Annotated in this window: 23 protein-coding genes and 1 other RNA gene; 8 read left to right on the top strand and 16 right to left on the bottom strand. The window is 41.7% G+C overall.

Annotated features, from left to right (window positions below; translation table 11 throughout):
• The first annotated feature begins 259 nt into the window (after positions 1-259).
• From BV60_RS21780 to BV60_RS23150, 3 genes are all read left to right on the top strand, one after another.
• Positions 260-1963 (top strand): CAP domain-containing protein, encoded by a 1704-nt coding sequence (locus BV60_RS21780; RefSeq protein ID WP_051656567.1) that lies wholly within the window; start codon positions 260-262, stop codon positions 1961-1963.
• Positions 1964-2105: 142 nt separating this feature from the next.
• Complete coding sequence (locus tag BV60_RS0106985) at positions 2106-2834, top strand: sigma factor (protein ID WP_029320468.1); 729 nt, start codon at positions 2106-2108, stop codon at positions 2832-2834.
• Between the two features lie 19 nt (positions 2835-2853).
• Positions 2854-4590: an anti-sigma-I factor RsgI family protein gene (locus BV60_RS23150; RefSeq protein WP_156036009.1), complete on the top strand. Its 1737-nt coding sequence runs from the start codon at positions 2854-2856 to the stop codon at positions 4588-4590.
• A 97-nt stretch (positions 4591-4687) separates the two neighbouring features.
• Here BV60_RS23150 and BV60_RS0106975 read toward each other — a convergent pair whose 3' ends face one another.
• Entirely contained in the window at positions 4688-5767 is a 1080-nt protein-coding gene (locus tag BV60_RS0106975; RefSeq protein ID WP_029320465.1) for a GGDEF domain-containing protein, read from the bottom strand.
• A 95-nt stretch (positions 5768-5862) separates the two neighbouring features.
• On the opposite strand from BV60_RS0106975, the gene rnpB reads away from it, so the two are divergent.
• Both rnpB and BV60_RS0106970 read left to right on the top strand, forming a co-directional pair.
• An RNA gene (gene rnpB, locus BV60_RS22345) (RNase P RNA component class A) lies at positions 5863-6208 on the top strand.
• Between the two features lie 66 nt (positions 6209-6274).
• A complete protein-coding gene (locus tag BV60_RS0106970) occupies positions 6275-7135 on the top strand; it encodes a S1 family peptidase (RefSeq protein WP_081846768.1) in 861 nt (286 codons plus the stop codon).
• A 98-nt stretch (positions 7136-7233) separates the two neighbouring features.
• On the opposite strand, the gene BV60_RS0106965 is transcribed toward BV60_RS0106970, so the two are convergent.
• From BV60_RS0106965 to BV60_RS0106930, 8 genes are all read right to left on the bottom strand, one after another.
• Positions 7234-8886, bottom strand: coding sequence for a nucleoside kinase (locus BV60_RS0106965; protein ID WP_029320463.1), 1653 nt, complete (start codon positions 8884-8886; stop codon positions 7234-7236).
• A gap of 14 nt (positions 8887-8900) precedes the next feature.
• A complete protein-coding gene (locus tag BV60_RS0106960) occupies positions 8901-9653 on the bottom strand; it encodes a class I SAM-dependent methyltransferase (RefSeq protein ID WP_051656566.1) in 753 nt (250 codons plus the stop codon).
• Positions 9654-9657: 4 nt separating this feature from the next.
• Positions 9658-10869: an RNA polymerase sigma factor RpoD gene (gene rpoD / locus BV60_RS0106955; RefSeq protein WP_081846767.1), complete on the bottom strand. Its 1212-nt coding sequence runs from the start codon at positions 10867-10869 to the stop codon at positions 9658-9660.
• A 289-nt stretch (positions 10870-11158) separates the two neighbouring features.
• A complete protein-coding gene (gene dnaG, locus BV60_RS0106950; RefSeq protein WP_029320460.1) occupies positions 11159-12937 on the bottom strand; it encodes a DNA primase in 1779 nt (592 codons plus the stop codon).
• 40 nt (positions 12938-12977) lie between these two features.
• On the bottom strand, positions 12978-13982 hold the full coding sequence (locus BV60_RS0106945; RefSeq protein ID WP_029320458.1) for a deoxyguanosinetriphosphate triphosphohydrolase: 1005 nt from the start codon (positions 13980-13982) through the stop codon (positions 12978-12980).
• A 113-nt stretch (positions 13983-14095) separates the two neighbouring features.
• Complete coding sequence (locus BV60_RS0106940; RefSeq protein WP_029320456.1) at positions 14096-14398, bottom strand: hypothetical protein; 303 nt, start codon at positions 14396-14398, stop codon at positions 14096-14098.
• A gap of 18 nt (positions 14399-14416) precedes the next feature.
• A complete protein-coding gene (locus BV60_RS21770) occupies positions 14417-14929 on the bottom strand; it encodes a DUF6465 family protein (RefSeq protein WP_029320455.1) in 513 nt (170 codons plus the stop codon).
• Positions 14930-14993: 64 nt separating this feature from the next.
• Positions 14994-15407 carry a hypothetical protein gene (locus tag BV60_RS0106930; RefSeq protein WP_029320452.1) on the bottom strand — a complete coding sequence of 138 codons (414 nt, stop codon included), beginning with the start codon at positions 15405-15407 and terminating at the stop codon, positions 14994-14996.
• 234 nt (positions 15408-15641) lie between these two features.
• Here BV60_RS0106930 and BV60_RS0106925 point away from each other — a divergent pair, with 234 nt between their 5' ends.
• Positions 15642-17639 (top strand): methyl-accepting chemotaxis protein, encoded by a 1998-nt coding sequence (locus tag BV60_RS0106925; RefSeq protein WP_029320450.1) that lies wholly within the window; start codon positions 15642-15644, stop codon positions 17637-17639.
• Between the two features lie 15 nt (positions 17640-17654).
• Positions 17655-18650: a substrate-binding domain-containing protein gene (locus tag BV60_RS0106920; RefSeq protein ID WP_029320449.1), complete on the top strand. Its 996-nt coding sequence runs from the start codon at positions 17655-17657 to the stop codon at positions 18648-18650.
• A gap of 58 nt (positions 18651-18708) precedes the next feature.
• Here BV60_RS0106920 and BV60_RS0106915 read toward each other — a convergent pair whose 3' ends face one another.
• Positions 18709-19281 (bottom strand): thymidine kinase, encoded by a 573-nt coding sequence (locus BV60_RS0106915; RefSeq protein ID WP_029320448.1) that lies wholly within the window; start codon positions 19279-19281, stop codon positions 18709-18711.
• A 161-nt stretch (positions 19282-19442) separates the two neighbouring features.
• Here BV60_RS0106915 and BV60_RS0106910 point away from each other — a divergent pair, with 161 nt between their 5' ends.
• Entirely contained in the window at positions 19443-20102 is a 660-nt protein-coding gene (locus BV60_RS0106910; protein WP_029320447.1) for a hypothetical protein, read from the top strand.
• 118 nt (positions 20103-20220) lie between these two features.
• Here BV60_RS0106910 and BV60_RS0106905 read toward each other — a convergent pair whose 3' ends face one another.
• The 6 genes from BV60_RS0106905 to thiW form a co-directional block, all read right to left on the bottom strand.
• Positions 20221-20697, bottom strand: a complete 477-nt coding sequence (locus BV60_RS0106905) for a hypothetical protein (protein WP_029320446.1) — start codon at positions 20695-20697, stop codon at positions 20221-20223.
• Between the two features lie 101 nt (positions 20698-20798).
• A complete protein-coding gene (gene thiC / locus BV60_RS0106900; protein WP_029320445.1) occupies positions 20799-22103 on the bottom strand; it encodes a phosphomethylpyrimidine synthase ThiC in 1305 nt (434 codons plus the stop codon).
• 41 nt (positions 22104-22144) lie between these two features.
• The gene (gene thiD / locus BV60_RS0106895) at positions 22145-22993 is read right to left on the bottom strand and encodes a bifunctional hydroxymethylpyrimidine kinase/phosphomethylpyrimidine kinase (RefSeq protein WP_029320444.1); all 849 of its coding nucleotides are present in this window, start codon (positions 22991-22993) and stop codon (positions 22145-22147) included.
• Positions 22990-23625 (bottom strand): thiamine phosphate synthase, encoded by a 636-nt coding sequence (gene thiE, locus BV60_RS0106890; protein WP_029320443.1) that lies wholly within the window; start codon positions 23623-23625, stop codon positions 22990-22992. Before thiE ends, thiD begins: the two co-directional genes overlap by 4 nt.
• 51 nt (positions 23626-23676) lie before the next feature.
• Positions 23677-24507, bottom strand: a complete 831-nt coding sequence (thiM, locus tag BV60_RS0106885) for a hydroxyethylthiazole kinase (protein WP_029320442.1) — start codon at positions 24505-24507, stop codon at positions 23677-23679.
• Entirely contained in the window at positions 24508-25062 is a 555-nt protein-coding gene (thiW, locus tag BV60_RS0106880) for an energy coupling factor transporter S component ThiW (RefSeq protein ID WP_029320441.1), read from the bottom strand. It lies immediately after the preceding gene.
• Between the last annotated feature and the right edge of the window lie 137 nt (positions 25063-25199).

Raw genomic sequence — 25199 nt, 5'->3', positions numbered from 1 at the left:
TTAATTATTTCTTAAGAACTTGAACACCGCACACTAAGCAAAGACTAAGTTCAAATTAATAAATAAAAAAGGAATCTATAAATAATTTCTAACTTTCCTTAAATTTCTCTGTAAAAAGGCAATTCTAAATTATAAATCGTTATAATTATTACGGAGACGTGATAAAGAGTGAATCTAAAATATAAGCTTAATTTGACTTAGAGCGACATTTACGCACCGCTAGCATCCTTGCGTAGTGTTTTTTAGATAAGGGGAGATTATGGCGAAATTCTTAAGAACTGTTCTCTTGTCAATTCTTTTCATATTAGTAAGTGCATCTACCGTTCATGCAGAAGATACTTTGTCATTACCTGTTTCCGGAACGTACGATCAAAGCGGTGCAAGATCCCTATTAGAGCTTGTTAATAATGAACGTGCAAAAATTGAGGGTCTCTCTGCTCTGTCCTATGATCAGGAGCTTGAAAATGCGGCAATGACAAGGGCTATGGAGCTCTCTGTGTGTTTTAATGGTTCTACACGACTTGACGGAACCAAATGGCAGACTGTCCTTACAAATACTTCACATGCCAGTCAGCTTACTGCTTATGGGCAATCCACTCCCGAAGCAGTTCTTAACGCCTGGATGAACGGAGCTACGAACAAAGCTGCTCTGCTTGGCAGTAATTATCAATACCTTGGTGCTTCTCATGTAACAAGAGAAGGCACTACTTTTTGGGTCATCATTTTAAGAAAAGATGCCGGGACAGCCGATGAAAAACCGGCAGTTAACGGCATAAAAAGTCCCAGGCTCAATATGACAAAAAATAAAGTTATGAGCGAAATTATTCCTGCATCTTCCTTCACCATTGGCTACGGGGATACTTATGATCTGTCATATTTAAGAGAACAGTGCTCATATGCGGGTGCCTATTCATGCAATAAAAAATGGTCCTATTCCATCAGCGGATCCATAAGCATTGGCGATGACAACATTATATCCATTACTGACAAAGTCATTACAGGCATAAAAACCGGATACACAAGCATAGCCGTTGAACGTAAAACCACCGGTGAAAAATGCGTTTTACCTGTAACCGTTACCAAAAAAGAAATTACATCAAACGAAATTAACCTGGATTCGCAAAACTACACCTTCACCGGCAAAGAGATCACCCCAACCGTTACCGTAACCGTTGGTGAAAAAAAGCTGACCGAAGGCGTAGATTTTGTCATGGTCTTCAAGAATAACATAAATGTATCCTCAAAAGGAGGCTATGTAACAGTCACAGGACTCGACAATTATGACGGTACCGCAACCAAATATTTCATGATTGAAGCTGCAGACATCAGCTTAGGTACTCTGACCTTAAAAAATGAAAAACTACTATATACCGGAAAACCCATCATTCCTGAGTATATAGTCACTTTTAACAAGGAAACTCTTAAAGAGGACTCTGATTATGTCTGCAAACTATCCGACAACACAAATGTTGGAACGGCAAATCTCACCGTTTATGGTATTGGCAATTATAAGGGTAAAATAACCGGTACATTTACCATTTATACTGAGCAGAAACCTTCCGATACTCCAAGCTCCGACACCCCCTCTTCTGCTTCTGAACAAGTACCTTCCACAGACCCTGCTACTACAGAGGAAGACAATAAAACTAAAACAAATGAAATAATATCCACTTCAATTAAAAAGACAAAAATCGTTTCCGCTACCGCCTCTAAAAATAAGATTTCAGTACGATGGAAGAAAACCTCAAAAATTGACGGGTATGAAATTCAGTATTCTACAAGCAAAAAATTCGAGCCTTCCAAAACAGTTTCAAAAAAGTATAAGAAGTCAAAAAGCAAGGCTGTAATAAAGAAGCTAAAAAGCAACAAAACATACTATGTAAGAATGAGAAGCTTCAAGAAATCAGCAAATAATATTATCTGTTCTTCATGGTCAAAAACGATAAAAATCAGAATCAAATAAATTTTACATTTAAGTAAATTAATAGAATGCAAAAAACTGCCGATATTATTAATGGCTATGCAACAAAAGGTTTTTATTTCACTAAAAACCCCAATATTATGTAACAATTTGTCGAATAAACTATTAGGTATGAGGTGACCGGATGGCATCTGATGCGCTTAGCTCCCAGGTACTTGCCGCTAGAACCGATAACAAGGCTCTTAGCAAGCTGGTACAGGGCAATGATAAGTTCATACGTAAATGTGCATATTATACAGTACACAGATTCATCACCGAGCATGATGATGAATATTCTGTAGCATTGTCTGCTTTCCTTGAGGCCGTGATGAGTTACGACCCTGATAGCGGATCCTTCTCATCCTTTGCGCAGGTAGTAATAGGCAGAAGGCTCACTGATTTTTTACGCAGCGAGTACAGGAGGCAGCCCGAGGTTGTTGTTGATCCTTCCGTTATGGGCGGCGACTACATTGAGGAAGAGCTGTCCGATATCGCTACTGAGGTCAGAGCGAAAAACGCTACCACTCTCAGCGCAGAGGATACAAAGACCAGCAGCAGAATAACCGTAAGGGATGAAATCGATGCACTTAGTGTTGAACTGTCAAAATATGGCATAGATTTCTTCACACTTGCCAAGAACTCCCCTACTTCAAGAAAGACCAAGGAAGCATGCAGGACACTGCTTGATACGATTCTAAGGGATGACGATCTTTTAAACAGATATAAAAAGAACCATACCCTGCCGGTCATGGATCTTGCAAGTGCGTCGGGAATCAGCAAAAAAATCATAGATAAATACAGAAGATACCTCATTGCATCGATTGAAATACTTACCGGGGATTATCCTCTTTTATCTGAATATCTAAAAAAATGAGCAGAAAGGTAAGAAACGAATGAAAGCGACGGTACTGGATTCCAGAGGTCACATGAGCGCAGTCTTATGTGAAGACGGAATCTTCAGACAACTAAAGGGAGTCTATGAAATCGGCTCTGATGTGCAGGTGGATGTAGGCCCCGGAAATGTGTGTGTAGAACACAAGAACTACAAGGGTGTACGCATTATGCGTTACATTGCTCCTATAGCAGCAGCTGCCAGTGTACTCTTCTGCTCTGTTGTTGGCATGGAAGCTGTAAAGGATGCAAGAGACGTATCATATGTCACAATGGATGTTAACCCTTCAATTGAGTATGCACTTAACCGCAATGAAAAAGTAATTTCGGTAAGTGCGTTAAACGAAGATGCTCAGCCAATTGTTGATGAGCTCAAAAAGCAGAAGGTTGAAAAAAAAACAAAAATAAGCGATGCCATAAGTATAACCATTTCCGTACTTAAGGATAATGATTACCTTAATGGCGATGAAAGATCAGTACTTGTAGACGTAGTAAGTGACAAGGAAGAATCCAGTGCGGTTATCAAGGATACCGTCACTGCAGCTATTGAAAAAGAAGACGAACTTATAGATCTTTGTGTGCTTGAATCCAGCATAAACGAAAGAACCACTGCTTCCGACAAAGGACTTAGTACAGGAAGATACGCAGCACTGGTAAAAGATAACAACAAGAGTTCCGAGAATGATGATGATATAACTGAATATGCTTCTCTTTCTGTAGGGACAATTGTTAAGACCATTACAGAACAGGAGTCAAAACCCGAGCAACCAATGGTTACGGTTGCACCTGCTTTAGAAACTCAAAAGACTGCTTCCGAAATATCACCTGCTCCTTATGATACAAAAGACCAGAAAGTAGCGGAATCAACAGACAGTGAAAAGCATTACACTATTGAGCCATCAAAGGAAAAAGCAGATCAGAAAAAGAAACAGAACAAAAAGTCTGAAACCAACACTGCTTCCGGTAGCGTAGTAACGCCCGCTCCTGTAGTTGTAGCAGAGCCGGAGCAAACTCCTGCAACTGTCGCACCATCTGCGGAAGCACCTGCTAATGAAACTCCCAGTCAGGTTGAGCCTGCTGCGGAAGATACCACAACCAGTACTTCCTCTTCCACTTCAAAACAGGAAGAAAAGAAGGATGACAAAAAGGATAGTAAAAAAGAAAAGACCTCTGAAGATCAGGTAAAAGATCATGAGCTTCAACCAGGTCAATCGGAAGACCAGAACGAAGTTGCTCCTACACCGGAGCCTGAGCCGGAACCCGCTCCCACTCCGGAGCCTGAACCTACTCCCGAACCGGAACCAGAGCCTGCGCCGGAACCTGCTCCCACTCCGGAACCTAACGAAGGAACAGGAGAAGTAGCTACCGTTGATCCGGAAAGCGGTACCGGTGAAGCACAAACTACGGATGCAAACGGCGAGTCAATTGTTCCACCCGCACCGGAACCTATACCCACGCCGGAACCTGAACCGACACCTGAGCCCGCACCCGCGCCGGAACCTGAACCGACACCTGAGCCCGCACCCGCGCCGGAACCTGCTCCCACTCCGGAGCCCACACCCACGCCGGAACCTGCTCCCACACCTGCGCCGGAACCTGCTCCCGCACCGGAGCCCGCACCTACGCCGGAACCTACTCCATCTCCGGAAACTGTAAATACTCCGGCACCGAGTTTTGAGGAACCTGTTGTGATTGATATGGCGCCTCCGGTTGATCCTTTTACAGATATAAATGAATAAAAAGAATTTAGAAATACTTTCCTAATAAGATAAAAAACGCAGCACTAATGGATACCTCTTGTGGTAACCAGGTGCTGCGTTTTTTGAATTTAATAAATTAAGTTGACCGGTCTTCTATATCCTCATACGATACAACCAGATTTCTTCCATGATTTTTGGCATAATACAATGCCTGATCTGCCTTGTTAACAGCTTCGCGGTAGTTGCCGCCATCATATTTACTTACACCAACGGAAATTGTAATTGGGCAGATTCCGTTGTCAGCGGCCTCAACCGAGCTCCTGATGTGCTCTGCTATATTAAGTCCAACCTCCATGGCTGCTCCTACAAGAAGAACTACAAATTCCTCTCCTCCCCATCGGATTATGATGTCAGTCGATCTTATGCATGATTTTATCTGCTCTGAAATAAATACAAGCGTCCTGTCTCCTGCATCATGACCATAGGTATCATTTACTCTTTTGAATTTATCTATGTCGATCATTAAAACAACGACATCTCTGTACTGCTCAATATCAAATCTTTCATCCTCTGAAGATACAATTTCTTCCAGCTTATTACGGTTAAATACAGTCGTCAGCTGATCTGTAACAGAATTCTTTTCTATCTGTTTTCTTATAAGATAATGGTCCGCATAGGATTTTTCCAAAATCAGCAAAATGAAAATGACACCCGCATATACCGGTAATGCAAGTGTGATCATCATATCGAAATGTTGATAATGAATAAACAGATTTGAGATTATAATATTTGCAAAAATAAGTCCATGCATGACTATGTGCTGCTTTAGCGGCATGGCAAGACCAATGCACAAAAAAGCGAAATGCATGATGATAAATCCTTCTCTCGCAAAGTCTCTGTCAGGCAGATACCATATAGCCCAAATCGTAGCCCACATGGCCGAATGAGGGATAAAATAGTATAAAAGACATCCCCGCCTATAAGTCTTTACCATAGGATTTAATATCACAAACAGAATAAGCGGTATCATCACAGAAATTCTCGGTATTAACGTCTCGTTTGCAAATCTTCCGAATATCTGGCAATCGGTAACAAAATAACAGATTTCCAGAATTCCTGTCGCTATGGCAGCAAGAGCGCTGAGTTTTCTGTAATATTCAAACTTAGACTGATAATAGCTATTCAGTTCTTCTTTAGGAATTGTTTTTTCAAGCATATTTCAATTTTACAGGAAAAGGTTACCTAAAACAATAATTTGAAATATAAAGATAGACTTGACAATATTTATTTCATTGTTAAAATTCATATGTATGAGCAGGACAAATGATCGCGGCCGCTGGTCCCGAAAGGGCGCGGGTGAGGAAAGTCCGGGCTTCGTAGGGCAGGATACCGGATAACGTCCGGCGGAGGTGACTCCCGGGAAAGTGCAACAGAAAACAACCGCTCTTTATGAGTAAGGGTGAAAAGGCGGTGTAAGAGACCACCGTGCAGATGGTAACATCTGTAGCCATGTAAACCCTATCCGAAGCAAGACCAAAAAGAAAACTATGGGCCGGCCCGGTCCGTTTTCAGGTGGGTCGCTTGAGTCTGTCGGTAACGGCAGTCCTAGATAGATGATCATTCTCGACATAACCCGGCTTACAGGCCTGCTCATATAAAAAAGGATTTCGCTTTCGACATATTCGCAAAGCGTCTTTTTTATTTTAGATTAAATAATTTTGTGATGATTACGAATAATTCATTTGGAAAAGCAAAAACAAATTGCATAATAAATCTATTGGCAGCATCGCTGATATTTTTATCAGGCCTTATACTATCTTCATCAATGGTTCATGCTCAGGGACCCATGCCCTCCGAAATTGCAAAGGACATGATCTCCACAAATGCTTTCACCGCCCCACTTAATAAATCCGATATAGCTACCGACACCGGCGTGGTCAGGACAGCGCTTAATATGCGTCCATCCGCTATACAGCTTCAGGTCGGAAAAGAATACGGAAGCGGTAACATAATCCAGATAACCAATGACAAAATATATATTCTTACTGCCAGACACGTAGTAAAAAACTGGTCCGAATCTGATAATCACTATGTTATATTTTTTAACGGAAGGGTTGCCGATGCGGAGCTTGTTACGATGAATGATGATTTTGATGCTGCGATTGTTTCGGTCAGCACTGCCCTTCTCAATGATTTCGATATCATGAATCTCAGATCGGTTGCTATTAATCTGAGCGCCACCTCGACTTTTGATAAAGAAAAAAATCAGATAGTTATTGCTCTCGACTCCAATCACCGCATCAATGCCAAAGAAATTCAAAACTACAGCTATTTCGGAGATGACACCGGAATTGGTTGCAAATATGTTTACGGATCTGTAATCAATCCCAATATTATGGTCGCTGAATACGGCTATAAAATGATGTATGTAAAATGTGACGCCCACGGCGGTATGTCCGGCGGAGGCGTTTATGATATCTATGGGAATTATATGGGAATACTTGTTGGTGGCACCGATAAGGGTGAAATGGTGGCAGTACGGGTATCCGATATAGCAACAATGCTTAAGGATTATCTTGATTGACATCCTTAAGCATTGCCTATAGTTAAAATATTTGAACTGTATATGACTTCCTGAACGCAAAAAATGAAAATGTGTTCAAGAATCTATAGTTTTGAAAATCAGACTTTAAAACAACTTCCTCCTACAAATTCACGGGTCAGCGAATTTTTGGGAAGAGCCTGTGAATCTACAGCCACAAAATACTCCAGGAATTTTAACAGTCGTTTAGCCTCCAAATATTCCGGTTCATCCTTTGTTATCGCAAAAAGAAGCGGTTCTGCATATTGTTTCAAAACAGCAAGTTCATAAATCTGCGCAGAGTTGAACATCTCATCAGCGCTCTCCTGATAAGGGAAAATATTCAGATGTTCTCCTCTTCTTACTGAATCCCACATGGCTATCGTATGTTTTGCGGATGCTCCTCTTGTTCTGGCATCTCTTACTATTCTGCGAATAAGTCTTCCATCCGTTGTAGGAATTCTGTTATGTGCATCTACACTTAAGGTTGTAAGTGCACTAATGTAAATCTTGAATTTAGATTCTGCCGGAAGGGCATAGCTCATCTTCTCATTAAGTCCGTGTATTCCCTCGATCACAAGAACATCACCTTCTTTTAGCTGAAGATAATCACCGTTCATCTCACGTTTTCCGGTAACAAAGTTAAAGGTCGGCATTTCAATTCTCTTACCCTCAAGAAGCTCAACCATGTCCTTGTTGAAGCGTTCAACGTCAAGTGCTTCGAGGCATTCAAAATTATAGCTGCCGTCTTCGTTAAGAGGCGTTTTTTCCCTCTCCACAAAATAATTGTCCAAACTTATGGGATGAGGTTTTAATCCGTAAGTCCTCATCTGAATGGAAAGTCTGTTTGCAAAGGATGTCTTTCCGGAAGAGCTTGGGCCTGCGATCATTACAAATCTTACGTCCTTTCGCTCAAAAATTTTCTGTGCAATTTCACCTATGCGTCTCTCCTGGAGAGCCTCCTGAACGAGCATAAGGTCATTAAAATCACCGCGGCAGATCGCATCATTCAAATCTCCCACCGTATCAATTCCCATCATCTGCCCCCATTGCGTGGAGCGCACCATTTCATTAAACAGCTTCTCTCTGGGTTCACTTTCCGTAATCTGATCTGGATGCCTTCTTGAGGGCAGATGCAATAACAGCCCATCATGATATTTCTCAACCTTAAACCACTTCACATAAGAAGTATTCGGGAGCATATAACCGTAAAAATAATCTTGAAAACCATCAAGCTTATAAACATTTACTTCAGAACTTCTTCTGTATCTGAAAAGCCTGACCTTATCATCCATTCCCTCTTTCCTGAAAATTTCTATAGCATCACCAAGAGGAAAACCTTTCTTTGTAATAGGCAGGGCATCATCCACCATATCCTGCATCCTTTTCTGCACTTCGCCTGCAAAGGTCTCCGTAACCTTAAAATCACCTCTTATGTTGCAGTAAAATGCATTACCGATTTTATATTCCACTTTGGTAAGGGCATGGTGTTTTCCAGATACGTCACGAACTGCTTTAATAAGCATCATCAGTGCAGTACGTGTATATGTGTTATTGCCAATCTCATCAGCGGTTGTGATAAAAGAGAGCGTTTCATCACGGTCTACCTTTTTCATGAGTTCACGAATTCTACTGCCATACATTACAGCAACTATCTGATTATCGTATTTGTCCTGATAATCCCCGGCAATCTCTTCAAAGGTTGTACCCTTTTCGTATTCTCTCTCTTTTCCTTCTATCATCAGCTTATTCATATCTTATCCTCCTACTAAAAATTATAGAGGTCTAAAACTGTTGAAATATCGTTCATTTTACTTATAATATCATGTCTTCTTTGGGCATGCTCATCTTCAGATAATTTTAATAAAATACCCTCGCATATGCTCTTTTCACGCTCAAGATATCTCTTAAGCGTATCGTCTCTTTTGATTATAAGGCAAGGACCAAATCTGTCACAGATCCTTATGGCTGTTTCCTCATCACAGTTATTTTTTAGTTCAGCTGCCACTTTATTGTAGGCAGTATTTTCTTCCTTTTCGTCCAGAGAAACTAAAATAGCCACATAATACTTACCCTCTTCAAATATTTCCGCTTCATCGAGAATATAATATTTTTCCCGTCTCAAAAATTCTCGGAAAAGCCGAAGGTCTGACTGAGGCTGTAGTACCATCTGCCTTATACCTTTTTCTCTTGGATTTCCGTCCTCAAGAATTCTTTTCATAAGGAGTCCCCCCATACCTGCGCATATTACTGCATCAGCATCCCCGGGATGAAGTTCCTCCATTCCGTTCGAAAGTCTTGTTTCTATAACATCCTCAAGCCCGTTTTCCCTTATGTGTTCTCTTGCTCTCTCAAGTGGTCCTTCATTAATATCCATTGCAAGGGCATGATGACATACCCCTGAATTAATAAGATAAATCGGAACGAATCCATGATCCGTCCCGATATCACATACACAGTCAGAGCTCTTTACGAGCCCTGCTACTGCGTTTAATCTATCTGATAAAATTACATTCTTCATAGTTTTAATCCAGATAATCCTTAAGTTTTCTGCTACGGCTGGGATGGCGAAGCTTACGAAGCGCTTTTGCCTCAATCTGTCTTATACGCTCACGTGTTACGTTAAATTCCTTACCAACCTCTTCAAGTGTTCTGGCTCTTCCGTCATCAAGACCAAAACGGAGGCGAAGAACCTTCTGTTCACGCTCTGTAAGAGTTCCGAGAACCTCAACCAGCTGTTCTTTTAATAATGTGAATGCTGCAGCATCTGCAGGTACAGGTACGTTATCATCCTGAATGAAATCACCAAGATGTGAATCTTCCTCTTCACCTATAGGTGTCTCAAGTGATACAGGCTCCTGAGAAATCTTCAGGATTTCTCTTACTCTCTCTACAGGAATGCCCATCTCCTTTGCAATTTCTTCGGGAGTGGGTTCACGACCAAGCTCCTGAAGCAACTGTCTGCTGATACGGATGAGCTTGTTGATTGTCTCAACCATATGAACAGGAATACGAATTGTTCTTGCCTGGTCTGCAATCGCACGTGTAATAGCCTGACGGATCCACCATGTAGCATAGGTTGAAAACTTGAAGCCCTTACGGAAATCAAATTTCTCAACAGCCTTGATAAGACCCAGGTTACCTTCCTGAATAAGGTCAAGGAAAAGCATACCTCTTCCCACATATCTCTTAGCAATACTTACAACAAGACGAAGGTTAGCTTCTGCCAGACGCTTTTTAGCTTCATTACCCATGAAGGAAACGTTCTTCAGTTCCTTCTCATCGAGATCCTTAACTCTCTCGTAAGCATCCTGCTCCTCTTCCTTAACATCAACCTTATCGGCTCCACCGGCTTCCATGATTCTTTCAGCCATCATTCCGTCTTCCATCTGCTGAGCAAGGTTTATCTCCTGGTCAGCTGTAAGAAGCGGAACCTTACCGATTTCCTTAAGGTACATACGGACAGGATCCTCAATGCTTATTCCATCCGGAACAGACAGGTCGATATTTTCCATATCAACCTCATCCTCGTCACCCAGAACAACACCGTCATCATCGGGAATATCAACATCAACATCCTCTTCCATTCTGATGATATCGATACCTGCTGCCTCAAGCTGTTCAAGAACCTTATCAAGATTATCCTCATCAAGATTGAGGTCTCTTAAGAAATCACTGATCTCATTGTAATCAAGAGTATTCTGCTTCTTTTTGCCAAGAGCGAGGAGTTCTCTTATCTTCTGAAGGAACTTCTCTCTTGTCTCCTCATCAAGATCTGATGAAGAAGTAGGTGTCTTAGCTGCAGTATCAGCCTTCTTTGCCTTTTCTTCCTTCTTTGCGGAGGATTTCTTTTCAACTGTCTTTATGATAGTCTTCTTTGCAGCTTCCCCCTCTTTCTTTGCAGTCTTTGCCGTTGTCTTTTTTTCTTCCTTCTTAGCTGCGGGCTTCTTTACTGCATCTTTGTCCAGTGCCTTGCCTGTTGTCTTTTTCTCTGCCACTTTATTTCTTCCTTCCTTTCAATATATCTCATGCATCCAAAATAATTTTCGCTCTCGACAGTTCCTCAAGTGTACGCTTTCCCTCTAAGGTGAAATTCCACCTCTCAGGTGCATCCTGAGGCATTTCCGAAAGCTTCTTCTCATATCCTGCTTTTTTTATGTCATAGAGAATGTCATGCATAGCCTTTTCACGTTCATCTTTTGTCTCCACCTTAACAAGGTTAGTGTTGAAAAGCTCTGCTACTTCTCTTTGTTCCTCTTCATCAGTAAAATGATTCATCACTTTGGCAGGATCAAAACTGCCATCGGAAAGTCCATTCCACATTTCACTCGCTATACCGCGGTACATGTCATCCGTAAAATCATCGGGTCCCACCCACTTCTTTACCGAGGAGAAAACTCCGGGTTCATCAGCAAGCCAGGTTATAAGTAGTCTCTGCGGTTTTCTTTGAGGACTCTCCTTGATTTTTTCTACAGGCTTTCCCGATTTTGGTCTTACCTGTTTTTTTACAATACCTCCGCCTGCTGCGATATTTGCAACAAGCTTATGCAGATCATCCGCGCTTATCATGTATCTCTGTGCAACTGCTTCAAGATAGTTTTCACGCTCAACCGCCTCGGTAAATTCACAAAGCTTATTACCTATAAACCTGTGAAACTCGGTTTTTTCGGCTGGATCGCTCATATCATATTCTTTTTCTTTTACTGCTATCTCAAAGAAAAAGGGATTCTCAGCTTTCTTTATCCTGTCCTCAAAGGCTTCCCTTCCCTCGTTTTTAATAAACTCGTCGGGGTCTTTATAGGGCTTTAGGTTTAGTACTTTCCCTTTAAGTCCTGCCTCTTTAAGTATCTCAATGCCTCTTAGTGCGGCGCTTGTTCCGGCTCCGTCACTGTCATAGGACAAAATAACAAGATCTGTGTATCTCTTTAAAAGGTTCGCCTGCTGAGAAGTAAAAGCTGTTCCCAGTGACGCTACAGCCATTCCGAAGCCTGCCTGATGCATCGCTATTACATCCATGTAGCCCTCACAGATTATGATGTAACCTGCTCTGGCATTCTTGGCATAGTTTAAACCAAACAGGTTCCTGCTCTTATCAAAAACCATTGTCTCCGGAGAATTAAGATACTTGGGTTTTCCATCCCCCATGACTCTGCCGCCAAAGCCTATGACCTTGGAGTTCGCATCAAGTATCGGAAACATTACTCTGTTCCAGAACTTATCATGCGTACCGTATTTTTCATCAAAGGATGCAAGACCTGCCTCAATGATCATGGCATCGCTGTATCCCTTGCTCCTTAAATACTTAACAAGATCATCACTTGTAACATTAGAATACCCCAGTCCGAATTTTCTTATTGTCTCATCCGACAGTGCTCTGTCCTTAAAGTATTGAAGTCCCTTTGCTCCTGCCGGAGTTTTAAGCTGATATACATAATATTTTGCGGCTTCCTTATTTATCTCAAGCATGGTCTGCCGCTTATCCCGCATCATTTTTGCCTGAGGAGATTCATCCTCCTCCGGAAGCTTGACTCCCGCCCTGTCAGCCAGGGTTTTCATAGCCTCACCGAATGTTAAATTGTCATATTTCATTAAAAAGGAAAAGACGTTGCCCCCCACTCTGCAGCCAAAGCAGTAAAACATCTGCTTCGACGGCGATACACTAAATGAGGGCGACTTTTCATTATGAAAAGGGCAAAGTCCCACATAGTTTGCACCGGTACGCTTAAGGCTCACATACTGTCCTATCACGTCTACGATGTCATTGCGGGATCTGACCTCTTCGATCAGTTCATCCGAATATCTCATTTCTCATTCCCGTATTGTCGCTATCTTACAGCCATCTTTTTTACAGAACATCCCAGCTCTTCGGCACGAAATATTCATGAAATCTTGCGATGGCAAATCTGTCTGTCATGGAACTGATAAAATCGCACACCAGCCTCTCCTTGGGCTGTGAATCCATTAGCCTTTTCAAATACTCGGGTAAAAGGTTCTCATGATCCATATAGTACTGATAAAGTATCTGGACAAGATTCTCTGCTTTTCCCTCCTGACTCTTGGCTACCGGATTGGTGTAGACATTCTCAAACATGAATTTCCTAAGGGCAAAAAGCGCATCGTTGACCTCCTCTGACATTATTATGTCATTATGTCCGCTGCTGGTCTCGACTATGTCGTGAATAAAGGTGTCAAGCCACTCACCGTTAGTATGTCCGATCACTTTCGTAATGCTGCCTGGAACATCGGATTCTTTGAGAATTCCGCCTCTGATAGCATCATCCATATCATGATGAATGTAGGCGATTTTATCGGAAAGTCTTACTACTTTCCCCTCAAGGGTCATAGGGGTAAGCTCTATTTCATGATTAAGGATACCGTCTCTTACTTCAAATGTAAGATTGAGTCCTCTTCCATCCTTCTCAAGAAACTCTACAGTTCTAAGGCTCTGCTCGTTATGCCTAAAACCATAAGGGCAAATAGCGTTAAGCGCACGCTCTCCCGCATGTCCAAAGGGTGTATGCCCAAGATCGTGACCAAAGGCTATTGCTTCCGCCAGATCTTCGTTAAGCTTAAGCGCCCTGGCAATGGTCCTCGCATTCTGGGCAACCTCAAGAGTATGCGTCATTCTCGTTCTGTAATGATCACCGTCCGGAGTAAGAAAAACCTGAGTTTTATCCTTCAGTCTTCTAAAAGACTTCGAATACAGAATCCTGTCCCTATCCCGCTGAAAGCAGGGTCTGATGTCGCAGGGTTCCTCCTCTTTTTCTCTTCCTCTGGAGTTCATACTAAGCGTTGCGTATGGACTGTAGTTAAGTCTCTCTCTGTTTTCAAGGCTCTCCCGTATTTTCATAGAAAACTCCTCACTCTATTTATATTCTGCGGTCTCTCCCGATTTCCTTTTTTTATTCCTATATTTTTTTATAATACGAAAAACAGCTGTCGCATGACGCAACAGCCGTATAGTTACCAGTTTCCGGACTCGTACTGCGCATTAATCCAAGCGACAGCCTGCTCGAAGCCCTCTTCTGTAATCTCAAATTTTTCTGATATTTTCTTTTCGTCCTCAGTGTCAAAATAGCTGTAAGGCTCAGGCCATACAGTTGCCATAAGTCTGGCATCGGGATCTCTTTGATCCACAGGTGTAAAAAATACATTCTCAAGAGGTTCTCTCGCAAGCCTGTAGCGCATTCCTTTATAGCTCCCGAAAAAAGCCTCTCCGTATTCATAATGTCTCAGGTTAAAAAATACATTTTTCTCAATTGCCATCTAATGCAGGTCTCCGGTTTAATAAGTAAATTTTCCTGTGTCCGTGTGGTTAACAACATAATATGCTGTATTCTCTTCGGGCTTTAAGTAAATCTGAAGTTCCTTTATATCTGAAACCTTATGGCCCTCAGCCACATATTTTTCACGGATAGTCTCTGCAATATCAGTAGTACGAACCTCATAGTCCTTGTACTGAATGAAAAATTCTGTCTTTGTATTTTTTCTTGCGTTTGTCTCTGTGATATCTTTGGTAGCCTGTTTAACAGCATCCGCTGCCTTCTCGCCCTGTTCCTTTATGACCTTGGTTGCGGGCTCTGTTCTCTTTTTAACTTCCTTTATAACAGGCTCTGCTTTTTCCATAACATCCTTTATAACAGGGCCGCTCTTTTCCATCACCTCATCGATAACAGGCTCTGCCTTCTCTTTAGCCATTTCAAAGTAAGGCTCTGCCTTCTCAACATAGGGCTTTGCAGCCTCACTTACATTCTTAGCGATATCGATTATCTTGTCTGTTGTCTTTTTTCCTGCCATTTTTCCCATCCTCCTATATACGAAATTTTTATCTTACCCGGTCCACAATCATCAATAAGCTATATTATCTTCCGAATGATTTCATGAACTTTGCAAACGGTCCGACAGCATCCTGCAGATCCTGAATTGCCGCATTCAAACCGTCAAAATCTACTTTAGACATCTTATCGAGAGATTCGGTAATCGTGCCTGAATTCTCAACAAGAAGTTCATTCATCTTATCGCTTGTATCTGTAAGCGATGCTGTCATCTCATTTACCTTTTCCATAGTCTTCTGAGCATCAGACACCATTTCACGGCTGCTTTGAGCAGCAAGATATATCTCATTGATTGTAGTCTGTGCTTTTGGAACAATATTTATCGCACTTATCAGTACAACACAAAATATTCCGATCAGACAAAGCGCACTTATTCTGTGAAACTTAAGGCTTTTCTCTGAATTTTCAGCTATTTTTTTTAGAAGCTCTTCGTTTTCCATCTGAAAGAATCCTCCTTAGATCAGTTCATACAACACCGATAATTACCTACTATTACAAGTATACTGTCACACCGCCAAACATGCAATTTGAAATCGCTTGTAGTTTGTGCTTTTTTTCGTAATTATTTATGCAAATTTAAGGATATGAATACAGATTTTTATGAGTAACTGTGCTACGTTTAATATGATATCATATCAACAATTTCTTTTTCCTTTGCAATAAGGAGGCTACTTATGAGTGAAGCACCCGTAAAGATCAAAAGAACCGGGAAGATAAGGAACAGACTTCTTATCTTCATTGTGCCCATTGTGGTCATTACTATTGTGGTTCTTGTCTTTATCGCATCCACGCTGTCAAAAAAGCGTATGAGTGAACTGGCAACAGCCAATCTGAACTCATCCATTTCCAATCAGGCGGATAATATCGTATCCTGGCTGGATGAAAATCTGCAATTTTTCACAACCGCAAAACAGACCATAGAAGGTCTAAATCCAAATGATTCCGACCTTCAAACTATTCTTGACTCTTACTATGGATTTAATAAGAATTCACCGGAAGGACTCTATATCGGAACCGCTTCAGGTGAGTTCATAAAGTCCACAAATTCCATTCTTGAAGAGGCTGATCCCACTTCCTCAGAGTGGTATAAACAGGGTATTACAAGAGTAAACATGCAGTATGGTACTGCTTATAAAAATGCCGAAGGCGAAAACGTTATAAGCGCTTCCGGAATTGTTAACTATGGCGATGATACCATAAAGGTTCTTTCGGCAGATGTTACACTTGATAAAATCAGTATCATCGTTAACTCCGGTGTAAAAATGGATAAGGCAAGTTCCTTCCTTGTTGACACTAACGATAATACAATACTTGCACACAGAGACAAATCTCTTGTATCAACCACGCTTTCTGCAGACAACAGTAGTAAGCTTCTTAGCGGTGTTGCCGAGTCCATAGCAAACGAAGATTATGACACAAAGGAAATCGGTACTTACGTAGTAGCTTTTAAGCAAATAGAAGGAACTGACTGGATACTGGTTTCCTACATAGCACAGGACATTATCCTTTCCAGCGTTCAGGAGCTTGCCAACTATCTCCTTATCACAGGTGTTATTGCGGTTATAATTATCATTCTCCTTATACTCTATGTAGTAAGCAGAGTAATCGCACCTCTAGCAGGAATCACAAAGAGCATCCATTCCATGAGTGAAGGTGACTTTACTATTAACGTTGAATCCGAAAGCAACGACGAAATCGGAGTAATGAGCGGAAAGATAGCCGAATTTGTTGAAAGCATGCGTCATATGCTTTCAAGTATCAGCGAAGAATCCGAAAAGCTCAAACAGGAATCCGAGACCAGTGATACCGTATCAAAGAATATGTATGATGCTTCCCAGTCTCAGGCTGAAGCCATGCAGCAGTTAAATGATACTGTTGACCAGCTGGCTGTAGCCGTAGGCGATATAGCAGAAAACGCAACCACACTTGCCACAGTAGTAGCAGACACCAGAGAAAACTCCGAAAGAGCTGATGAGTCCATGAAGGAAACCGTTAAGATTTCCCAAAAGGGCCGCGAAGATATGGAAAAACTGTCACATGCAATGGAAGGCATACAGGCTGCAAACAGCAAGCTTGTTGATTCCATCAACGAAGTCGGAACTGCTTCTGAAGAAATCACAAATATTGTAAGCATGATCGCAGAGATTGCGGAAGAAACCAATCTCCTGTCCCTTAACGCTTCCATCGAGGCAGCCCGTGCAGGCGAAGCCGGTAAAGGCTTTGCTGTAGTCGCTACACAGATTGGAAAGCTTGCACAGACCAGTTCGGAAAGTGCAACCAACATTTCAAATCTTATATCTGATGTTCACAGACTTATCGATGAAGCTGTCGGACAGGCAAACGCAAGTGCCGAAAGTATAGAAAGAAACAGTGAACTTATCCGTGTAGCAGTTGATACTTTTGATCAAATATTTAATAATATTCAGGCATCCAATGATTGCATTAAAGAAATGATACGAGATGTTCAGAAAGTTGATGATGTAGCAACCAATGTCGCTGCTATCTCCGAAGAACAGGCAGCCAGCGCTGATGAGATACTGGCAACCTCACAAAATATGGTTGAACAGGCGAAGAACATTTCCAGACACAGTGAAGATGTGGCAAACAATTCTCACGAACTTGCAAGCACATCCGACACGCTTTCTTCTCATGTTCAACAGTTTAAGATTTAAGAGGGAGGTCTTATCGTGAAGAAAAATATCTTTTCAAAAATCATAAGCATTGCTGCGGTGTGCATGCTGACCATAGGTACTCTTTCAGGATGTGGTAAGGGAGCCTCCTCTTCGTCTTCCGGAGGAAGCGGTGGAAAAATCCTCTGGATTATTACGGATGTCGATGATACCTTCAGAAAAAATCTTTCTGATAACATCGTATCCCAGGCAAGCGCCCAGGGTGTATCGCTCGATATGGTGGAAACAGGTGGCGACCTCGAAACTGAGGTTGACCTTATCACAAGTGCAAAGTCAAAGGGCTACAGTGCGATAATCTGCCGTCCCTCCGATAATTCGACAGCACTACAGCTGAATGTGGCATCCAATGATATTCCTATCATTTATGTTAACAACCAGCCGGCTGACGAGCATCTTACAGCAGACAAGTACATTTACGTAGGTTCCTATGAGCGCCAGGCAGGTCAGTATCAGGCAGAATATGTCATCAAAAAACTCGGAAAAGGTGCAATGAATGTTATCATCTTTGAAGGTGAGAAAGGTCATTCCGCAACAATAAACAGAACTGCAGGTGTAAAAAAGACACTGAAGGAAAACGGTGTAAATGCCAATTATGTTTTCGTTGACTATGCAAACTGGTCAGACCAGGAAGCTGCCGAAAGATTTTCGGTTTTCATGAAAACGGGACAGACTGTGGATGCAATCTTCTGCAATAACGACACAATGGCTCTCGGAGCCGTTGAAGCGCTTAAGGAATTTGGTCTTGATTATTCCAACATTCCGGTTTGCGGCGTGGATGCTACTGCTGACGGCTGTGCATCAATCGCAGCAGGTGAAATGGCATTTACGGTACTTCAGAGTGCTGAAGGCCAGGCAGCAAAGGCTGTCGAAGCAGCCAAGATCCTCGGAAGCGGCGGAACATTAAAGGATGTCGAAGGAACAACCAAGGATCATAAATATATCTGGGTTGATTTTGAGCCGGTAGATAAATCCAATGTAAGTAAATATCAGTAATAACAACAGGGGCTGCTTTCGCAGCCCCTGATATTTTTTGAAAAATTATTATAACCCGTTATACAGTTAATTTTCCCTTCTTAAAATGTTTCCTGCAAAGGGCAATATAGCTCTCATTTCCTCCCATGAAAACCTGCTCACCGTCACGGACAATTCTTCCGTCACATATTCTGGCATTGCAGGTCGCTTTTCTTCCGCACCAGCATACTGTCTTGACCTCTTCTATCTTATCCGCAATTTCCATAAGTCTTGCAGATCCGGGGAAAAACTTTTCCTGAAAGTCGGTTCTTAATCCGTAACAAATTACGGGAACCTTATCAAAGTCCACAATATCGGACAGCATATCAACCTGTTCAGCTGTCAAAAACTGTGCTTCATCTACAATGATCGCATCATATTGTTCAATCATTTTATGCTTTCTTCTGTACTCCTCAAAAAAATCCTCTACCAGCATACATTCAGCCTGTAGTCCGATTCTCGATCTTATTATTGTAGCCCCGTCCCTATTCTCAAGCTTCGGCTTTAGGATAATGGAATTTTTGCCTCTCTCATGATAATTATAATTAACCATCAAAGCATTAGCTGTCTTTGACGATCCCATTGCACCATATCTAAAATACAGTTGTGCCATAACTAATCTCCTCTACATAATTTTTGCTATAAACCAACTGCTTAATCTTAGCACATTTTTCATCTTTTTTTTAGAAAAAATAAAGACACTGTACATGCCTGTGTCATATGCAAGGCTGATAATAATCGTAATAGTTTTTTAAGTTTATGGAGGATTTGCTTATGAAAATGTTAAGATCACTGGCAGCATCAATTTTAATCATAATGCTTTTTAGCAGCACAGCTCTTGCTGCATCCACCGAGAGTGTTGAAAAAGCCGGTGGAAAAGCAACAGATGTTGAAATAAAGGTCACGAAAACCTATGAATATGTTTCAGAATACGGTTACAAATATTTTATTGCCGTATGTGAAAATACATCAGATTACGATCTCGATGTTTCCTGGGATACAGCAAGCTATGATAAAAACGGCAGCATTCTCGAAACCGGTTCTTCATATACTGCTTATGTATCGAGCCATCAGGAATTCGCATTATATGCACTGTTTTTAGCTTCAAAAGAAGCGGCAGATTATGACTACACGATCCATTGGGAAGAAGCCGATTATATCCTTCCTGCATGCAGAGATGTGGATTTATCCTGCGAGGAATCTGATGACGGTCAGCTTGTTATTACCGGAACAAACAATGGAACAGAGGATCTTAGCACCATACAGGCAGTAACGCTTTTCTTTAATGAAAAAAATGAAATCGTTGGCTTTGAAGATTCCTTCCTTGTAAACCAAAGCTATAATGTACTTGCGGGAGAGACCGTTACACAGTCTGTGGATGTTCCCGAAGCAGCTTCACGCTATGAGACCTACTACACTGCTTACAGATGGTAAGCTATTGCTAAAACAACAATGAGTAATACAAAAGAATTTTCATAAATTAAAAAAGCAGCAGGTACCTCATTTCGAATCCACTCGAATAATCGGTACTTGCTGCTTTAATTTTTTAATCTTAATAACCTTTTACATATTTCTCTGCATTGAAGGTAACAGGATCGACATCCGTAAGAGGTTCAAAAACAAGCTCAAGCCCATCATCATAATGCCCTGTTATCACACCGTCTTTAACCTCTGTAATTGTCAGTTCATCTTCATCCTCTTCGGATCCGCCAAACCAGAAGGTTACTTTATCATTAGTCTGTTCGCAGTCAAAGGGAGCTCCTGCACCGACTACCCCGTCCTCCGTATGACCGTAATCTACATCATAAAAAATATAGAAATATGTCTTATCATCATTTTCGACATCGGGAACATCTGTTTTTGCCACATTACCTTCTTCTATTGTTGCCTGTACAGCCTCCTGCATATTAGAAACACCGTCTGCCACACTGTTTGTTCTTTCTTTGTTGCCGCAGCCTGCAAAAATAGTTGCTGCCATTGCTGTAATAGCAGCAATAATCATTGCTTTCTCCAAAGAATTTGTTTTCATAAATTTCCCCTCCAACTTCGACCTGTCTATAGACAGAATCATCTTACAGCCAATATCTTAAACAGTTCTGTCCAACAAATGTCCATCAAGGAGAACAGTATTTATAAAATATCTATATGCTCTCCCGCAAGGGCTTTATTCATACTGCGAACAGCACAGAATTTACCGCACATTGAGCAGGTATCATCAAATTCGGGTGATCTGTCATCCCGGATTGATTTTGCTGTTTCCGGGTCAATAGCGCATTCCCACTGCTTCTCCCAATCAAATTCTTTTCTTGCATCCGCCATCTGATTATCGATATCCATCGCATGAGGAATTTTCTTTGCAATATCAGCTGCGTGAGCCGCAATTCTTGAGGCAATTATTCCCTGCTTAACGTCACTGACATTTGGAAGAGCAAGATGCTCTGCAGGTGTAACATAACAAAGGAAAGCTGCACCCGCAGCTCCTGCAATTGCACCACCTATTGCAGATGTGATGTGATCGTATCCCGGTGCAATATCCGTAACAAGAGGGCCAAGTACATAAAAAGGTGCGCCCATGCATATAGTCTGCTGCATCTTCATATTTGCCTCAATCTGATCCATAGGCATGTGTCCGGGACCTTCAACCATTACCTGAACATCCTTCTCCCAGGCTCTTTTTGTGAGTTCACCCAGCCTTACAAGCTCTTCTATCTGACATACATCACTGGCATCCGCAAGGCATCCGGGTCTGCATGCATCACCAAGCGAAACCGTAACATCATATTCTCTGCAGATATCAAGAATTTCGTCATAATATTCGTAAAAAGGATTCTCTTCACCTGTCATGCTCATCCATGCAAACACAAGTGAACCGCCTCTTGAAACGATATTCATTTTTCTCTTGTGTTTCTTTATCTGATCTATGGTTTTTCTGGTAATTCCACAGTGAAGAGTCACAAAGTCAACTCCGTCCTTTGCATGAAGTCTTACAACATCTATAAAATCCTTTGCCGTAAGCTCTGACAGGTCTCTTTGATAATGAATAACACTATCATATACAGGAACTGTTCCGAGCATTACCGGACATTCATTTACCAGTTTTTGTCTAAAAGGCTGAGTATTTCCGTGGGAAGATAAATCCATGATCGCATCAGCGCCCATATTTACAGCTGCCATCACTTTTTCCATTTCTATATTGTAGTCCTTGCAGTCTCTTGAAACTCCAAGATTTACATTTATCTTTGTCTTAAGCATTGAGCCTACACCCTTTGCCTGAAGACACTTGTGATTTTTGTTGGCACAGATTGCCACCTGTCCTTTTGCTACAAGGTCTCTTATTTCCTCAGCCGTTCTGTATTCTTCCCTTGCAACCTTCTCCATTTCGGGAGTTATTATTCCTTTTCTGGCAGCTTCCATCTGTGTTGCGTAGTTTCTCATTTATACATATCTCCTTTAATTGTTTTTTCTAAATATCATGTTTAAGCCAAATCCCCATCACTAAAGTTAACTGATATGTGCATCTGCACGTTATGGAAAAGAGGGCCTCTTCCTTTTCCCAGATCAAGTTCCATGCCTATACATCTTTCTATATATTCTTTGGCTTTTCTGACAGATGTTTCGAGTTTTTTTCCTTTTGCCAGATTACTTGCTATGGCACTTGAAAGTGTGCAGCCGGTCCCATGCGTGTTGGGGTTATTTAACCTGTTACCGCTCATCCAAATGTATTCCGGCACTTCACCACCCCGGATCAGGCACAGTAAATCCGTAGCTTTTCCCGCTTCGTCAAAGCAGCTGTGTCCTCCCTTTATAAGCACGCTGCATAAAAACTCCGAAGATAGTTTCTTTGCCGCATTTTCCATATCCTCTTTAGACGATATTTTCATCTGCGACAAGATCTCAGCCTCAGGAATATTGGGAGTTATAAGCATGCATTTGCAAAACAGCCTGTTCTTTAAATAATCAAGTGCTTCTTTTCTCGAAAACTCCGTTCCGGAAGTTGAGCTTAAAACCGGATCAAGAACCACATTTTTAAGCTCATATTTATCAATCATCTCGTTTACAGCTTCCATCGCCGAAACATCGGGAAGCATTCCGATTTTTACCGCATCAGGCAAAATATCAGAGCAGACTGCATCCGTCTGCTTTATAATAAACTCCTTTGGAACCTGCATAATTCCGCTTACTCCCATGGTATTTTGTGCAGTAAGAGCTGTAATAACACTCATCCCGAACACATCATGGGCTTCCATGGTCTTAAGATCTGCCTGTATCCCTGCGCCTCCTGAAGGATCACTTCCTGCAATAGTAAGAACTGTCTTTTGTTTCATGACTCCTCCAGTTCCTCAAAAACAAAGAGAAGCTTCCTTGCTGTTTCTTTAGGAGAAGCTGCTTTCATGATCGCCGATACAACGCAAATGCCTGCTATGGGTGCTCCTTTTAAGATCTGCAAATTATCTCTGTTTAGTCCTCCTATGGCATTTACCGGAATAGGGACTGCCTTACATATATCCTTCAAGGTATCTACTGATGTGAGCACAGTCTTTACCTTTGTTGTTGTGGGATAAATCGCACCGACTCCAAGATAATCAGCTCCTTTCTCATATGCCAGAAGTGCCTGAGAGACTGTTTTTGTCGTGGCCCCGATTATCATATTTTTGCCTACGATTTTTCTTGCGGTATCAATCTGCATGTCGCTCTGTCCAAGGTGCACCCCCTCTGCCTCTATCGCCATAGCAACATCAATTCTGTCATCTACAATGAGAGGAACTTTGTATTTTTTTGTTATTTCGTGAACCTTTGCCGCAAGTTCAATGTACTCTCTTGTAGACTTATCTTTTTCTCTTATCTGAACTATGGATACCCCGCCAAGTATGGCTTCTTCTATTTTTTTCAAAAAATCTTCCTCAGATAGCCCTGTGCTGTCTGTAACAAGATAAAGTTTTAATTTTTCACGCTCCAAATTCCCCACTTAACTGCTCCTCTCATCTCTATACACAACCTTTTATCCGGCTCACCTATAAACACATGTTTTTGACACATCAACCATTTTCATTTTTTCCTGCATTTTGTCATCAACAACCGAGAGCGCATCAAGAAGACTTATTAAAAAGCTTCCGCAGCCTGTTTTTTGTCCGTTCCCGCCAAGTGATCTCTCGGCAATCTCACCCGCTATTCCAAAAAAGCTGCAGGCATCTGCAACAATACCTGTGGCTTTTTCAGTAAGCTTTTCTTTTTCTTCTTTTCCGAGAAATGTGGCACATATTGCGCCAAGCATACAGCCTGTCCCGGTTATCTGTCCCATCTGCTTATTTCCGTTACTTATAAAAAAAGTTTTATCCCCGTCAGTAACAATGTCCTTTTCCCCGGATGCCAGTACTAAAGCCCCGAGCTCTATAGAAAGCTTTCCGGCCAGATAAGCTATCTCATCTATGTAAAGATCATCAGCTGCATCAACGCCTTTCCATCTGTAGGTCTCATCCAGGAGAGCCTTTATTTCCGAGTAATTTCCCTTAACAAGTAAAAGGCTGCCCGGATTATGTTTGTATATCCCAAGAAGCTCCAGAATAAAATCCCGCCTTAGTCTGGAACAGGCAGCCCCGACAGCATCTATAACTACCGGAATTTTCTTTTCAAGCGCTGTCTCTAAGGAAACTCTCATTGCCTCCATTCTGGAATCACTTATATTTCCTGTGTTTATCAAAAGGGCTGATGCTGTTTTTGTAATCTCGTTTACTTCAGCCGGATGTTCTGCCATGATTGGCTTTGCACCCAAAGAGAGAATGGCATTTGCGCACTGCATCATTGAAATCGGATTCGTAATACAATGAATTAAAGCTGCCATTTACGCCACCGCACCTTTATTATTTTTTTCATGTTTTTCTGTTTCAGTATCCCTTAAACTGTTCTGAATCTTTGAAAGTATTCCTGCTGCCTCAAGTCTTTTCAGAAGAAGGAAAGCAATGCTTCCCCCTATAAGAGTTCCGCAGATAAAAGATGGTACATAGAAAAACCATGTAAGTCCTTCTTTGCCCCACAAATATGTCATCACCGGATATGATACTATTGCACCGATGACACCTGTGCCTATGATTTCTCCAAGCACTGCGGCAATTATTTTTCCTTTGGATAATTTGTAGAAAATACCTGAAAGAGTTGCCCCGAAAACCGCTCCCGTAAGGGCAAGCGGGGGTATCCCCATGATCAGCATTCTGATAATACCGATCAGTACAGCACATAAAAGTGCATAAGCAGGTCCCATGAACACTGCGCATGTGATGTTGATAAGATGCGCCATCGGGCACATTCCCTCAACCCTCAGAATTGGTGATATTACAACACCAAGCGCAACAAACATAGCAAGCATCACCAATCTGAGTAAGTAGTTACTTTTTTTCATACCGTTCTCCTTTTCCCAAGTTTCTCAAAAATTTTCAAAACCATCCAGACGGTAAGAACTACTACTTATGCAAAAGGAATATATTCCTCCTGCGCCGATGCACATCCATAGCAAAGCGTTTTTCATCTTACCGGAAA

The organism is Butyrivibrio sp. AE3004 (genome assembly GCF_000703165.1).
GTDB lineage: Bacteria > Bacillota > Clostridia > Lachnospirales > Lachnospiraceae > Butyrivibrio.
Note: the sequence above shows the minus strand (reverse complement) of the source record. Positions and strands in the feature narration are given on the sequence as shown.